We start from the raw sequence: 14,462 nt of genomic DNA, 5'->3' as shown, positions 1-14,462 counted from the left end.
TCACGGTGCCGCGTTGCTCCTGCTCGCCCTTGATCAACTGGAGAAGACCCATGCCCTCAATCCGTTTACCCGCCCTGCTCGCCGTCGTCTTTGCCGCCGTGCTGAGCGTCCAGGCCCAAGCCGCCCCCAAAAAACACTTCAGCGTGTGCTGGACGATCTACGCCGGCTGGATGCCGTGGGAGTACGCCGGCAGCCAAGGCATCCTCGACAAGTGGGCGAAGAAGTACGGCATCAGCATCGACATGGTGCAGCTCAACGACTACGTCGAATCCATCAACCAATACACCGCCGGCCAGTTCGACGGCTGCACCATGACCAACATGGACGCCCTGACCATCCCCGCCGCCGGTGGCGTGGACAGCACCGCGCTGGTGGTCAGCGACTTCTCCAACGGCAACGACGGCGTGGTGATCAAGGGCACCGGCAAGACCGTGGCCGACCTCAAGGGCATGAACGTCAACATGGTGGAACTCTCGGTGTCCCACTACCTGCTGGCCCGCGCGCTGGAGTCGGCGGACTTGACGGAAAAAGACCTGAAGGTGGTCAACACCTCCGATGCCGACATCGCGGCGGCCTTCAATACCGACCAGGTCCAGGCCGTCACCACCTGGAACCCGATGCTTTCGGAGATCAAGGCCAAGCCTGGGGTGAGCCAAGTGTTCGACTCCAGCAAAGTGCCCGGCGAAATCATGGACATGATGGTGGTCAACACCCAGGTCCTCAAAGACAACCCCAAGCTGGGTAAAGCGCTGACCGGCGCCTGGTTCGAAGTGGTCGCGCTGATGAACGCCAAGGGCCCCGCCAGCACCGCAGCCCTCGAACATATGGCCAAGGCCTCGGGCACTGACCTTGCGGGCTTCCAGTCGCAACTGGACACTACCAAGCTGTTCGCCACGCCCCAGGAAGCCCTGGCCTTCGCCACCAGCCCACAGTTGCCCGCCACCATGGGCAAAGTCGCCGAGTTCTCGTTTAAACACGGCCTGCTGGGTGAAGGCGCCAAGGACGCCAGCGCCGTGGGCATGCGCTTCGCCAACGGTGTGACCAGTGGCGACAAGGCCAACCTCAAGCTGCAGTTCGACCCCAGCTACGTACAGATGGCCGCCGACGGCAAGCTGTAAGAGGACCCGGCCATGCGCCTGATCAACCGTCATCCGGACCGCTCCAGCCGCCTGTTGCTGGTGCTGCTGCCGTTCGCCCTGCTGCTGTTCGCCTACTTCGTGGGCTCGGCCGAGCGCCTGGCGGACAACCCCAACGACAAGCTGCTGCCCGGCGCCGGGCAAATGCTTGACGCGGTAAAGCGCCTGGCCTTCAACGCCGACACTCGCACCGGCGAATACGTACTGTGGCAGGACAGCGCCGCCAGCCTGCGGCGCCTCGCCATCGGCCTGGGGATCAGCGCCCTCGCCGGCCTGTGCCTGGGGATCGCCGCCGGCACGCTGCCGCTGTTTGGCGCGCCGTTGTCACCGTTGCTGACGGTGCTGTCGATGGTCCCGCCGCTGGCGATCCTGCCGATCCTGTTCATCGTGTTCGGGCTGGGGGAATTGTCCAAGGTGATGCTGATCGTCATCGGCGTCGCCCCCTGCCTGGCCCGAGACCTGGAACAGCGCGCGCGGGAAATTCCGCTCGAGCTGCTGGTGAAGGCGCAGACCCTCGGCGCCTCCACCTGGACCCTGATGCTGCGTGTGGTATTGCCGCAATTGCTGCCGCGCCTGTTGATCTCGCTGCGGCTGATGCTCGGCTCGGCGTGGTTGTTTTTGATCGCCGCCGAAGCCATCGCCTCCACCGACGGTTTGGGCTACCGGATCTTCCTGGTACGACGCTACCTGGCGATGGACGTGATCCTGCCCTATGTGGTGTGGATCACCCTGCTGGCGTGGCTGATGGACTGGGGCCTCAAGGCCCTGACCCGGCGTGCGTTCCCCTGGTACGAAGGAGCGCGGGCATGAGTTTTATCAGCGTCAATAATGTGTGGCAGCGCTATGGCGATCAGGTGGTGCTCGAAGGCCTCAACCTGCAGGTCGCCGAGGGTGAATTCTGCACGCTGGTGGGCACGTCCGGCTGTGGCAAGTCGACCTTCCTGCGCCTGCTGCTGGGCCAGGAAACCGCGAGCAAGGGCCAGATCCTGCTGGACGGCCAGGCCCTCGCCGCCGAGCCGGATGCCAGCCGTGGCGTGGTGTTCCAGCGCTACTCGGTGTTCCCGCATCTGACGGTGCTCGACAACGTCGCCCTCGGCCTGGAACTGCCACGTTCTCGCCTGCTGGGCCGGCTGTTCGGTAAAGCCAGGAAGGACGCCCGCGAACAGGCTGCCGCGCTGCTGCACAAGGTCGGCCTCGGCCACGCCCTGGACAAGTACCCCGCGCAGCTCTCCGGTGGTATGCAACAACGCCTGGCCATCGCCCAGGCCCTGATCATGAAACCCCGTGTGTTGCTGCTGGACGAACCCTTCGGCGCCCTCGACCCGGGCATTCGCAAGGACATGCACCAGCTGCTGCTGGCGCTATGGCACGAAACCCAGCTGACGGTGTTCATGGTCACCCATGACCTGAGCGAAGGCTTCAGCCTCGGCACGCGCCTGCTGGTGTTCGACAAGGTTCGCGTCGATCCCCACGCCCCCGGCGCCTATGGCGCGCGCATCACCTACGACATCCCTTTGAACAGCGAACGCCGCAAGGCGCTCGCCGCCGAACTTGGAGCCACGTCCAAATGACCGATTCCACCCAACTGTTCCCACCCTTCGCCGAAGAAATGCTGCCCGGCGGCGGCCACCGTTCGTTCGTGCTCAAGCGCGGCCAACTGCTGCGCCTGACCGACCTCCGCGGCGGCGCCAACGTCAGCCTGACCCTGCTCAACGCCAACGAAAAAACCGAGCGCCTGAACCTGCCCGACAGCCTCAAATGCCAACACACCGCCAAGCTCACCACCGGCCATTGCCTGTACTCGGACATGGGCCGCGTGCTGGCCGCGATCACCGCCGACACCTGCGGCTGGAGCGACAGCATCGGCGGCGTACTGTGCGCCGCCGAAGTCGCCGAGAAGTACGGCCAGGGCCGCTACCAGGAACTGCGCAATGGCTTCTTCCGCAACGGCACCGACAACCTGCTTGTGGAGTTGGGCAAGTGGGGGCTGGGTCTGTCCGACCTGCTGATGACCCTCAACCTGTTCAGCAAAGTCGCGGTGGATGGCGACGGTGGCCTGCACTTTGTACCGGGTAATTCCAGGGCCGGCGATTACATCGAACTCTATGCGCCGATGGACACCCTGGTGGTACTCACCGCGCTGCAACACCCCATGGACCCGAACCCGCACTACGCCCCGCAACCGCTGAAACTGAGCTGGATGAACGCCGACAAAAGCGTCGCCGAACACTGCCGCACCTCGCGCCCGGAAAACGAGCGCGGCTTTATCAACACCGACCGCCTGTTCGCCTGAGGAACTGCCATGTCTATCGCACTGAAACAACCGGACGCGGCCGTGTACCGCGCAACCATCCCCGCCGGCGAACCGTGGCTGATGGAGGTCAAGGCCGGGCAGACCCTGCGCATCCTCGACCTGGAGGGCAACCAGGCCGTCGACACGTTGTTCTACAGCGTGAAAAACCCGCGTGAACGCTACGACGTGCAACGCACGTTGCGCCGGCAGAACAGCGTGTACCTGGGCACCGGCAGCGTGCTGTATTCCAACCTCGGCCAGCCGATGCTGACCATCGTCGATGACACCTGCGGGCGCCACGACACCCTCGGCGGCGCCTGCGCCCAAGAGAGCAACACCGTGCGCTACGCCCTGGAAAAACGCTACATGCACAGCTGCCGCGACAACTACCTGCGCGCCTGTGCCCACGACGGCCGCCTGGGCAAAGGCGACATCGGGCCGAACATCAATTTCTTCATGAATGTGCCGGTGACGGCCGACGGCGGGCTGACCTTCGAAGACGGCATTTCCGCCCCCGGCAAGTACGTCGACCTGCGGGCGGAGATGGATGTGATCGTGCTGATCTCCAACTGCCCGCAGTTGAACAACCCGTGCAACGCCTACAACCCCACCCCTGCGGAGCTGCTGGTATGGAACTGAAACTCAAGCGCCTGCGCCGTTGGCTGTTTGCCCTGTGCCAATCCCGAGCCGGGCAGTGCATCCGCAAACAATAGCGCGCCAATGTGGGATCCACACTGACTGCACACACTGCGGACGACCGCAGTGCTCCCCCACTTTGCGGGACGGCCCGCAGGGTTTTGCCATGTTCGAAAAACTGTTGATCGCCAACCGTGGCACCATCGCCTGCCGCATCCTGCGCACCTTGCGCGAGCTGCAGGTCAAGGGCATCGCCGTGTACGCCGAGGCCGATGCGGCGAGCCTGCATATCCAGCAAGCCGACGAGGCCTACAGCCTCGGTGAAGGCGCAGCGGCCAGTACGTACCTGGCGGTGGACAAAATCCTCGCCACCGCCAAGGCCTGTGGGGCCAAGGCGATCCATCCCGGCTACGGCTTCCTGTCGGAGAACGCCGCGTTTGCCGAAGCCTGTGAAAACGCCGGCATCGCCTTTGTCGGGCCGACGCCGCAACAGCTGCGGGTATTTGGCCTCAAGCACACCGCCCGCGCCCTGGCCAAGCAACACAAGATCCCGCTGCTGGAAGGCACCGAACTGCTCGACAGCCTCGCCTCTGCGTTGCTGGCCGCCGACGCCGTGGGCTACCCGGTGATGCTCAAAAGCACCGCCGGCGGTGGCGGTATCGGCATGCGCGTATGCCGCAGCAGCGTGGAGTTGAGCGAGTCCTTCGAGGCGGTCAAACGCCTGGGGCAGAACAATTTCAGCGATGCCGGCGTGTTTATCGAGAAGTACATCGAGCACGCGCGCCACCTGGAAGTGCAGGTGTTCGGCGACGGCGCCGGTGAAGTGATCGCCCTCGGCGTGCGCGACTGCTCGGTGCAACGGCGCAACCAGAAAGTCCTCGAAGAAACCCCGGCGCCGAACCTGCCCGAAGGCATGGCCGAGGCCCTGTGCGCCGCCGCCATCACCCTGGCCAAGGCCGTGAACTACCGCAGCGCCGGCACCGTGGAATTTATCTATGACAGTGCTGACGGGCGCTTCTACTTCCTCGAAGTGAACACGCGCTTGCAGGTGGAACACGGCGTCACCGAACAGGTATGGGGCGTGGATCTGGTGCGCTGGATGGTGCAACTGGCGGCCGGGGAAATGCCGCCGCTGAACACACTCGAGTTAACCCCCCGGGGCCACGCGATCCAGGCGCGCCTGTATGCCGAAGACCCGGGCCGCGATTTCCAGCCCAGCCCTGGCTTGCTGACCTGTGTGGATTTCCCGCTGGCCGAGGGCCTGCGAATCGACACTTGGGTGGAAGCCGGCTGCGAGATCCCGCCGTACTTCGACCCGATGATCGCCAAGCTCATCACCTGGGCGCCCACCCGCGAACAGGCGCGCCTGGATCTGCACCGGGCGTTGAGTGACAGTCGGTTGTACGGCGTGGAAACCAACCGCGATTACCTGTGCCAAATCCTGCTGGCTCCGCCCTTTGCCAATGGCCGGCCGTGGACGCGGTGCCTGGAAGACCTGGTCTACGTGGCCGCCACGTTTGAAGTGATCAGCGCAGGCACGCAAACCAGTGTGCAGGACTATCCCGGCCGCCTCGGCTACTGGGCCGTGGGCGTGCCGCCGTCGGGGCCGATGGACAGCCGCGCGCTGCGCCTGGGCAATCGCCTGCTGGGCAACGACGAGGGAGCAGCGGCGCTGGAAATCACCCTGAGCGGGCCGCTGCTGCGCTTCAATTGCGCGGCGGTGGTCGCCGTGACCGGCGCTGAAATCCCGCTGCGGTTGAATGATCAAGCCGTGCCAATGAACACCGCGTTGTTGATTGAGGCCGGGTCGGTCCTGAGCCTGGGCACCCTCGCCGGCGCCGGGGCGCGCAGTTACCTGTGCCTGCGTGGCGGGCTGCAAGTGCCGGACTACCTGGGCAGCAAAAGCACCTTCACCCTCGGCCAGTTTGGCGGGCATGGCGGGCGCGCCTTGCGGGCGGGCGATGTGTTGCATCTGTTGCCGTTGGAAGACCGGAACGCCGGGCAACAATCAGTCGCTGAACCGCTGCCGGAGGTCCGCACACTGCGGGTGATTTACGGCCCCCACGGCGCGCCGGAATACTTCCTGCCGGCGTACATCGACACGTTCTTCGCCACGCAGTGGGAAGTGCATTTCAACTCCAGCCGCACCGGTGTTCGGCTGATCGGACCCAAGCCATTGTGGGCACGCACGGACGGCGGCGAAGCAGGGCTGCATCCGTCGAATATCCATGACAACCCCTATGCCATCGGCGCCGTGGATTTCACCGGGGACATGCCGGTGATCCTGGGACCGGACGGGCCGAGCCTGGGCGGTTTCGTATGCCCGGTGACGGTGATCGAGGCGGACCTTTGGCAACTCGGCCAGCTCAAGGCCGGTGACAAGATTCGCTTTGAACCGGTGGACCTCAAGACCGCCCGCGACCTCGCCCTGAAATGGGATCAAACGTGGGAGCCGGACTTGCCCGCGATGCAGGCGACTCGGTCTCACTGTGCGATTGAATCACCGTTGGTATTGGACATCGGCCACGCCGACACCCGCCTGGTCGCCCGCCTCGCCGGCGACACCCACCTGCTGCTGGAAATCGGCGCGCCCGAGCTGGACCTGGTGCTGCGCTTTCGCGGCCATGCCCTGATGCAGGCCCTGGAAACCCGAGCGCTGAAGGGCGTGATCGACCTGACGCCCGGGATCCGCTCGTTGCAGATCCACTACCAGCCGGAACAACTGCCCCTCGCCGACCTGATCGCACTGATCAGCCACGAGTGGACCGCCGTGTGCACCCGGCAAAACCTGCAAGTGCCCTCGCGCATCGTGCACCTGCCGCTGTCCTGGGACGACCCGGCGTGCCAGCTGGCCATCGAAAAATACATGACCACCGTGCGCAAGGACGCCCCGTGGTGCCCGAGCAACCTGGAGTTCATCCGTCGCATCAACGACCTGGCCAACCTCGATGAAGTGCGCCACACCGTGTTCGACGCCAGCTACCTGGTGATGGGCCTGGGCGACGTCTACCTCGGCGCGCCGGTGGCTACGCCGCTGGACCCGCGTCATCGCCTGGTGACCACCAAATACAACCCGGCCCGCACCTGGACCGCCGAAAATTCGGTGGGCATCGGCGGCGCGTATTTGTGCGTGTACGGCATGGAAGGACCCGGCGGTTATCAGTTTGTCGGGCGCACCTTGCAGATGTGGAACCGCTATCGCGAAGTGGCGGCGTTTGACGGCAAGCCGTGGCTGCTGCGCTTCTTCGATCAGATTCGGTTCTATCCCGTGAGCGCGGATGAACTGGTACGGATTCGTCGGGATTTCCCCCTGGGACGCTTCGAACTGGATATCGAGGAGAGCACCCTGAACCTGGCGGATTACCAGGCATTTCTTGCGCGGGAAGCCTCGGGGATCAGTGCTTTTCGTGAACAACAGCAACAGGCGTTCAACGCCGAGCGTGAGCGCTGGATCGCCAGCGGCCAGGCGCATTTCGACAGCGAAGAGCTCGCGGCGCCAGCGGCGCAAGACACGCTGCTCAAGGCCAATGAATACAGCATCGACAGCCCTATCGCCGGCAACCTCTGGCAGGTGCCGGTGGCCGTGGGCGCAAAGGTTGCAGCCGGGGATGTGCTGGTGATTCTGGAGTCGATGAAAATGGAGATCCCAGTGCTGGCGCCCTTTGCCGGGGTGGTGCGGGAAATCCCGGTGCAGCCGGGCAGCGGCATTGGCGCCGGCCAACGGGTCGTGGTGCTGGAACGGGACTGACCGGCGCTGTATCGTGCAGGGACTTCCGAGACCCTGCCCCAGCGACCATGACCACGCCAACCCTTTGCCCCGCCTGCGGTGCCCGCAACGATTGCACCCTGGCCGACCCACGCACCGCCGACCAGCCGTGCTGGTGCTACAGCGTCACCATCGACCCGGCGGTGCTTGAAGCGTTGCCCGATGCATTGCGCAACACGGCCTGCCTGTGCCCGCGCTGTGCTCAGGTGGATGAGCAGCTTCGCAATGCGCGTTGACCGTTTCCTCAGCAACCTGCCGCGTTTCAATCGCCAGCAAGTGCGCGTGTTGCTGGTGGAGCGGCGGGTGACGGTGGATGGCGTGGCTGTCAGCGACCCACATCATGAAGTGCGCGAATTCAGCCGCGTGTGCGTGGACGATGACGTGCTGCAGGTGGGTAAAGCGGCGCGCTACTTCATGCTGCACAAACCCCAGGGCTGCGTCAGCGCGACCTCGGACCCGCAACACCCGACCGTCCTGGACCTGCTGGATGAGCCGGACAAAGACGAGCTGCATATCGCCGGTCGCCTGGATTTCAACACCACCGGCCTGATGCTGATCACCAACGACGGCCAGTGGTCGCGGCGCCTGACGCAACCGCAGACCAAGTTGCCCAAGGTCTATCGGGTAGAAACGGAGCAGGACATCGGCCCCGAATACGCGGCAACCTTTGCAGCGGGCCTTTATTTCGCTTTTGAAGACCTGACCACGCAACCGGCCGAGCTGGAGCTGCTGGGGCCACGCCTGGCCCGACTGAGCATCATCGAAGGCCGCTATCACCAGGTGAAGCGCATGTTCGGGCACTTCAACAACAAAGTGATCGGCCTGCACCGTGAGCGAATGGGCCCATTGGGCTTGGATGCGGCCCTGGCGCCCGGCAAGTACCGGGCGCTGTCCGAGGAAGAAATCCGACGGGTCTGACGACCGTTCGGCCGGTGATGGCAAAAACCCATTTCTGTGACTTGCGGCATCCCCGGTCTACTGCTTGAATCAAACCGTCAGCCAAAATATGACTGACGAGTCGCCTATAACCTCCAAGAAACACCTTGCCCCGCCCGCGCTTGATCTACGGGCCTCCCAGGCAAACAGCCCGCCCTAACAACAGCCGTCGGCCAGCCGTCATCGGACCGACATGGGCTCTCATCTTCCAGGCGTATGCCTACCTGTCATAAAGCTCGTGCAGAGTGATCTGCGCGCCCTACCCGCTTGCCAGGAGTCTTACGACATGAGGCCAGAAATCGCTGTGTTGGATATACAGGGTCAGTATCGGGTTTACACGGAGTTCTACCGCGCGGATGCTGCTGAAAAGACCATCATCCTGGTCAACGGCTCGCTGGCCACCACGGCCTCCTTCGCCCAAACCGTGAAAAGCCTGTACCCGCAATTCAATGTGGTTTTGTACGACCAGCCCTACGCCGGTCGCTCCAAAATCCATAACCGTCATGAGCAAATGCTGACGAAGGAAGTTGAAGGCCAGATCCTCCTGGAGCTTATCGACCACTTCGCCGCCGAGCACGTGCTGTCCTTCTCCTGGGGCGGCGCCGCCACCCTGGTGGCCCTCGCCCAGCGGCCACGGCATGTGGAAAAGGCGGTGATCAGCTCGTTCTCGCCGGTGATCAACGCGCCAATGCGCGACTACCTGGAGCGTGGCGTCGACTACCTCGGCAACCTCGACCGCGACCGCGTCGGGCACTTGATCAACAGCACCATCGGCAAACACCTGCCGTCGCTGTTCAAGCGTTTCAACTACAAGCATGTGAGCAGCCTGGCCGAGCACGAATACGGGCAGATGCATTTTCACATCAGCCAGGTACTGCACAACGACCGCCTGTGCTACCTCAAGGCCGCGCGGCAGATCGATGTGCCGGTGCTGTTTTTGAACGGCGAATGGGACGAATACACCAGCGCCGAAGACGCCAGGCAGTTCGGGCAGTACGTGACGAAGAGCAGCTTCAGCACCATCCAGGCGACGGGGCACTTCCTGGATATGGAGCACAAGGCCGCCTGCCGGGACAGCCGGGACGCGGTGGTGGGCTTTTTGAAACCGGAACGGCAGGCCAGCCGATTGCGTTATCACCAGGGCCAGACGCAGCATGCATTCGCCATCTGAAATGAAGGCTTGCCGTGGCGAGCGGACCTGCTCGCCACGGCAAGCTGCACAAATTCCGAAGAAAAACTTCAAATCCCGGCGCACATCTGGTACAAAGTCAGCCGCTCTGAGCGGGTGTCGTATAATGGCATTACTCCAGCTTCCCAAGCTGATAACGAGGGTTCGATTCCCTTCACCCGCTCCACTCAGACATAGATTCCACGCCGGCAGGGTTTTGGCGGGGGATGCATAAAAAAACCGGTCCTTGGTGGCCGGTTTTTTTGTGGGTGGGATTTGAGATTCGAAAAATAAAGCGCGCACAAAACTGTACAAATTATTTTTCTTGTACAAGTATCATACTTCGAGCGGCGGCACTTCGCCCCGCACCTTCGAAGAGCCAGGCCATGAGTGGGGCCAGGTCACGTTGTTTTTCGTCACCAATGAGCCCTAAGCGAGGGTGAATCATGAATATGCAAATGCTGGCCGAGCTGGCCGGGAAAGGCGAAATACGTGAGCTGGAGTTGCTGTCCCTGGAGGGCGGTTTCTATATCGCTCGCGTCAGGCTGGAGCACGTCGAGGCAACGTTACTGGACGATCACGGCAAGCCGATGCGCATCGGGTCCACCACGCATTTACGCGACCTGTTGCAGCGGGTTCCGCCGTTTCCTTGCGTACTGGTGCAGCACTGCGTTCACGATGAAATGTGCGGTACGCGTGAAGGGCCTATCGGTGCGTTGCGCATTCCGTTTTCGCTGGCGGCGACACTGTAAATCCTGGCTCCCCTCCCCCGTGGTATGGGCGGCCTGGGAAGGCAAGCCGTTTTCGATATTGTTGACCTGCTCGACAGCGAGGAAGCCATCCACGAATACCTTTCTCAGGTGATTGCAGAGGGTGATAAATCAGAGTTCCTAAGGGCTGTCGATTTTGCGGCCAAAGCCCGTGAGAAAATTCGGGCAGAACTGGCGATGGTTGAGTCCAGCCGAGAACCTCAGCCGTTCGACTCCGTGGCATTAAGCAAAAAATTCCAAGTACCCGAGAGTGAGCCTTTTAAGCCTCAACCCCACTCCTCTGCACCACCCACGCCAACGGCAACGTCACACCCAACATCCCCGCCAACACCATCACCGCCACCGGCACGCCCAGCACATCCCCCACTGCACCAAACACCACCGGCGCCAGCGCGCCACCGCCAATCGTGCCGGTGTAGAACAGTGCAAACGCCTGCTCGCGCTTGCCCGCGCCGGCAAGGTCGGGCACGGCGCCGTACAGCACCGAGGAGGTGCCATTAAGCACCAGGCCCGACAGCGGCAGCATCACCATCAACCCGCTGAGCGGCAGGTACACCGCTGCGACGATCAGCACTGCGGTGCTGGTTTCCGTGATCCATACGGTCTTCATCATGCCGATGCGTGCGCCGAGGTAGCCGCAGAACAGTTTGCCGAAGGCACCACCGATGAACAGCAGGGTCAACGCAAGACCGATGCCGGCAGTACCGGCGCCTTTGGCTTGCAGCAGGAACGGTAGGAAGGTGAGGAAGCCCATGCGCACGGCGCTGTCGAGGGTGCCGGTGAGGATCAGCGCGCGCAGGCCCGTGGCGGAGCCGCTACCACTGAGAAACTTGGCTTTTTTTGTGGCGGTGGATTCGGATGCTTGTGCAGGAATCAGCCACCACAACAGCCCCGCCGCCGTCAGGCCAAGCAGGCCCAGCAACGTGGCACTCGCCTGCCAACTGATGACGGTGAGCAGCAGCCCGACCAGACCAGGAATCAGTGTTTTGCCGATATCGCCGGAGAAGTTGTACTGGGACAGCGCCTGCTTGATCCCACCGCCGTCCTCGTAGGCGTCGGTGATCATCGACGAGGCCAGTGGGTGTTGGGTGCTGGCGCCCAGGCCGCCGAGCAGCAGCGCCACCAGCAACATAGCCAGCCCTGTCGCTTGGCCCACCAGCAGGTAGGCAACACCCGCCAGCGCCGTGCCGCCCACCAGCATCGGTGTGCGGCCCCAGCGTCTGGCGGCGCGGCTGGCCAGTAATTGGAACACGGCCATCATCCCGGAATAGGCACCCCGCAGCAGGCCGATCTGGGCGTAGGACAAGGCGAACTGAGCCTGCCAGACAGGCAGCAAAACGTAGATCACATCAGTGAGCCCATCATGCACGGCATGGGCGCTGCAACCGGCGCACAAGGCGCGCCGGCGCGTCGATGATTCGGGCGAAGGCACAGCGACGGTGTCGTTCATGGTGCAGGAATCAGCTCAGGTTTAAGGGGCTTCCAGCCGGTCAAGGCGATCAACAAGGTCAGCAGTTGGAAACCGATGATCAGCACCACGCAACCGGCCCAGCCCCAGCGTTCCCAGATCAGCGCCGGGACAATGGCGCCGCCACTGCCGCCCAGGTAATAACAGGTGAGATACACCCCGACAGCACCCGTCTTGTTATCGCCCGCGGTGGCCGTGATAAACCCATTGGCGGCCGCTTGGGCGAGGAACACACCGGTGGAACTGAACGCCAGGCCGACTACGATGCACCAGAGGGAGGGCATCAGGGTCAACGCCGAACCACTGACGCCCAGCACGGCGGCGACACCCAGCAGTTGGGCATGGGGCCGGGCTTTGCTGAGGCGTCCAGCGATGGGGATCACGATCAACGCCAACAGGAACACCATATAGAGCGTCCCCAACGCCGCAGGCCCGAGGTTGAACGGCGGCAGGCCCAAGTACAAACCTGCGTAGGTAAACGCCGCGACTTGCGAAAACAACACGCAGAAACCTACGGCGTATGCGGCCAACAGCGGCCTGCGAAATACACCTGACGAGGAGGCTTTAACCTGCACGGTCCGCGGGCGGTTGGCCGGCAACAGAAACTGGATGAATCCGCCGACCATCAAGCTCAGCACCGCGAGCACTTCAAAGGCCTCGCGCCAGCCCACATACTCGGTCATGACTCCGGTGACGAAGCGCCCGGCGAACCCGCCCAACACGGTGCCCGCGACGTAGAGACTCGTCACCTCCGTGACCGTGCCGCCGCGCCAGCGGTCGCCGATGTAAGCCACGCTGGTGGCGAACAGTACCGGGATCAGCATGCCCTCGACAAAACGCCATACCAGCACTTCGGCAAAACTGTCGGCATAGGCGGTCATCAACGCCGGCACTGCCAGCAGTAAAGCCGCCACGACAATCACACTGCGTTGCTCGAAGCGCCCGGTCAGGCGACTGACGAACGGGGCGGTGATCGCCACCGCCAGGGTGGTGACGGTGATGCTCCACCCCGCCTCCTTGGCACTGATATGAAAGTGCGCAGCGAACGTCTGGAGGATGCTTTGGGTCGCATAGAGGTTGAGAAACGCCGCGCAGCCACACAGGAACAGGGCAAGGCGGGCACAATGCAGGCGCGGTTTCATGAAACCTCTCGTTTTATTTTGAAAGGTCTTTATAGAATGGCCGGCGGGTCTTAAACCAATACCGAATTCCGACCGATTGATACCCAAGGATCAGGATGCTCGACCTACGCAAGCTGCGTTACTTTCTGACCGTCGCCGAAGAATTGCACTTCGGTCGCGCGGCCCTGCGCCTGCACCTCGCCCAGCCGCCTTTGACCCGGCATATTTCAGCGCTGGAGGCAGAGTTGGGTTTCAAGCTGTTCGATCGCACCAGCCGCACAGTGACGCTCACCGCCCAGGGCCGTGCGTTCCTGCCCTACGCCCGTGGTGTGTTGGACCAGGTTGAATTGGCACAGGTGATCGCGAGTAAATTGGCTGCGGGCACGGCTGGGCAACTGGCTCTGGGCTATGTGAGTTCCATCGCCCTGTCGGACCTGTTCAGCCAATCGATCCAGGCCTTCGCCCAACGCTTTCCCGATGTGCAACTGACCCTGGTGGAATGCGCCTCCGGCAGTCTCGGCGCGCAAGTGGCCGATGGACGGCTGGATATTGGCTTGAGCCGGCTGTTACCGCAAAACGACGCGGTGCAAGCGCTGTCGTTGGGCGAGGAACCCTTGGTGGCAGCGGTGTCGAGTGACAGCCCGTTGGCCAGCCAGGCCGACATCAGCCTGGCGCAGCTCAGTGCCTATCCTTTGATTTTGTTTCCAGCCGATTACGGCTCGGGGCTGAACCAGTCCATCGAGCAGCTTTACCGCCACCATGGTGTGCCCCTGCAGGCCGGACCGACCGGACGGCAGATCACATCGATCATTGCACTGGTGGCCGCCGGGCAAGGGGTGGCGCTGGTGCCGGCCTGTACCCGGAGTTTGATGAACAAGGGCGTGACTTATCGGCCTTTGGTGGAGGCAGATGCGTGTGCGCGATTGTTGGTGCTGACACCGACCGAAAGACACAGTGTGTTGATTGACGCGTTTCTTGCCGTTATCGAAGAGGCATTACACATCCGGCAATGACCCGAAAAACCTCGCAATACCTCCCCACAGCGCCGATCCCACTGGCTTTTACACTGCATTCACCACCTGCCGAAATACCAGTCATCGAAGACTGGTAGGTAGAGTGTTGATAATTTATTTTCAGTGGTTATAGTCACCACCAACACACACCACAA

The 14,462-nt window shown here is 62.9% G+C and carries 13 protein-coding genes, 1 tRNA gene and 1 pseudogene; 13 read left to right on the top strand and 2 right to left on the bottom strand.

Going from position 1 to position 14,462, the window contains the following annotated elements; all coding sequences use genetic code 11:
- Positions 1–50 precede the first annotated feature (50 nt).
- From BM416_RS10245 to BM416_RS31120, 12 genes and pseudogenes are all read left to right on the top strand, one after another.
- Positions 51–1,118, top strand: coding sequence for a putative urea ABC transporter substrate-binding protein (locus BM416_RS10245; RefSeq protein ID WP_092487872.1), 1,068 nt, complete (start codon positions 51–53; stop codon positions 1,116–1,118).
- A gap of 12 nt (positions 1,119–1,130) precedes the next feature.
- Entirely contained in the window at positions 1,131–1,946 is an 816-nt protein-coding gene (locus BM416_RS10240; RefSeq protein WP_092487869.1) for an ABC transporter permease, read from the top strand.
- Positions 1,943–2,707 (top strand): ABC transporter ATP-binding protein, encoded by a 765-nt coding sequence (locus tag BM416_RS10235; RefSeq protein WP_092487866.1) that lies wholly within the window; start codon positions 1,943–1,945, stop codon positions 2,705–2,707. Before BM416_RS10240 ends, BM416_RS10235 begins: the two co-directional genes overlap by 4 nt.
- The gene (locus BM416_RS10230) at positions 2,704–3,429 is read left to right on the top strand and encodes an urea amidolyase associated protein UAAP1 (RefSeq protein ID WP_092487863.1); all 726 of its coding nucleotides are present in this window, start codon (positions 2,704–2,706) and stop codon (positions 3,427–3,429) included. The genes BM416_RS10235 and BM416_RS10230 overlap by 4 nt, the downstream gene beginning before the upstream one ends.
- 9 nt (positions 3,430–3,438) lie before the next feature.
- On the top strand, positions 3,439–4,068 hold the full coding sequence (locus BM416_RS10225; RefSeq protein WP_074844417.1) for an urea amidolyase associated protein UAAP2: 630 nt from the start codon (positions 3,439–3,441) through the stop codon (positions 4,066–4,068).
- A 163-nt stretch (positions 4,069–4,231) separates the two neighbouring features.
- Complete coding sequence (gene uca / locus BM416_RS10220) at positions 4,232–7,813, top strand: urea carboxylase (protein ID WP_092487860.1); 3,582 nt, start codon at positions 4,232–4,234, stop codon at positions 7,811–7,813.
- A 47-nt stretch (positions 7,814–7,860) separates the two neighbouring features.
- Positions 7,861–8,067 (top strand): cysteine-rich CWC family protein, encoded by a 207-nt coding sequence (locus BM416_RS10215; RefSeq protein ID WP_065938870.1) that lies wholly within the window; start codon positions 7,861–7,863, stop codon positions 8,065–8,067.
- Positions 8,057–8,749, top strand: coding sequence for a 16S rRNA pseudouridine(516) synthase (locus tag BM416_RS10210; protein WP_092487857.1), 693 nt, complete (start codon positions 8,057–8,059; stop codon positions 8,747–8,749). Before BM416_RS10215 ends, BM416_RS10210 begins: the two co-directional genes overlap by 11 nt.
- A 304-nt stretch (positions 8,750–9,053) precedes the next feature.
- Positions 9,054–9,938, top strand: a complete 885-nt coding sequence (locus BM416_RS10205) for an alpha/beta fold hydrolase (protein ID WP_092487854.1) — start codon at positions 9,054–9,056, stop codon at positions 9,936–9,938.
- Positions 9,939–10,048: 110 nt separating this feature from the next.
- Positions 10,049–10,122 (top strand) — tRNA-Gly (locus BM416_RS10200).
- A 259-nt stretch (positions 10,123–10,381) separates the two neighbouring features.
- On the top strand, positions 10,382–10,687 hold the full coding sequence (locus BM416_RS10195; protein ID WP_027604346.1) for a DUF6482 family protein: 306 nt from the start codon (positions 10,382–10,384) through the stop codon (positions 10,685–10,687).
- Between the two features lie 24 nt (positions 10,688–10,711).
- Positions 10,712–10,846: pseudogene (locus BM416_RS31120) on the top strand (hypothetical protein); the annotation flags it as partial.
- Positions 10,847–10,964: 118 nt separating this feature from the next.
- Here BM416_RS31120 and BM416_RS10190 read toward each other — a convergent pair.
- Positions 10,965–12,155, bottom strand: coding sequence for an MFS transporter (locus tag BM416_RS10190; protein WP_092487851.1), 1,191 nt, complete (start codon positions 12,153–12,155; stop codon positions 10,965–10,967).
- Entirely contained in the window at positions 12,152–13,315 is a 1,164-nt protein-coding gene (locus tag BM416_RS10185) for an MFS transporter (RefSeq protein ID WP_092487848.1), read from the bottom strand. Before BM416_RS10185 ends, BM416_RS10190 begins: the two co-directional genes overlap by 4 nt.
- Before the next feature lie 95 nt (positions 13,316–13,410).
- On the opposite strand from BM416_RS10185, the gene BM416_RS10180 reads away from it, so the two are divergent.
- Entirely contained in the window at positions 13,411–14,307 is an 897-nt protein-coding gene (locus BM416_RS10180) for a LysR family transcriptional regulator (protein WP_092487845.1), read from the top strand.
- The last annotated feature ends 155 nt before the right edge of the window (positions 14,308–14,462 follow it).

Source organism: Pseudomonas sp. NFACC42-2, from assembly GCF_900116055.1.
GTDB lineage: Bacteria > Pseudomonadota > Gammaproteobacteria > Pseudomonadales > Pseudomonadaceae > Aquipseudomonas > Aquipseudomonas marginalis.
This window is presented reverse-complemented; position numbering and strand designations above follow the sequence as displayed.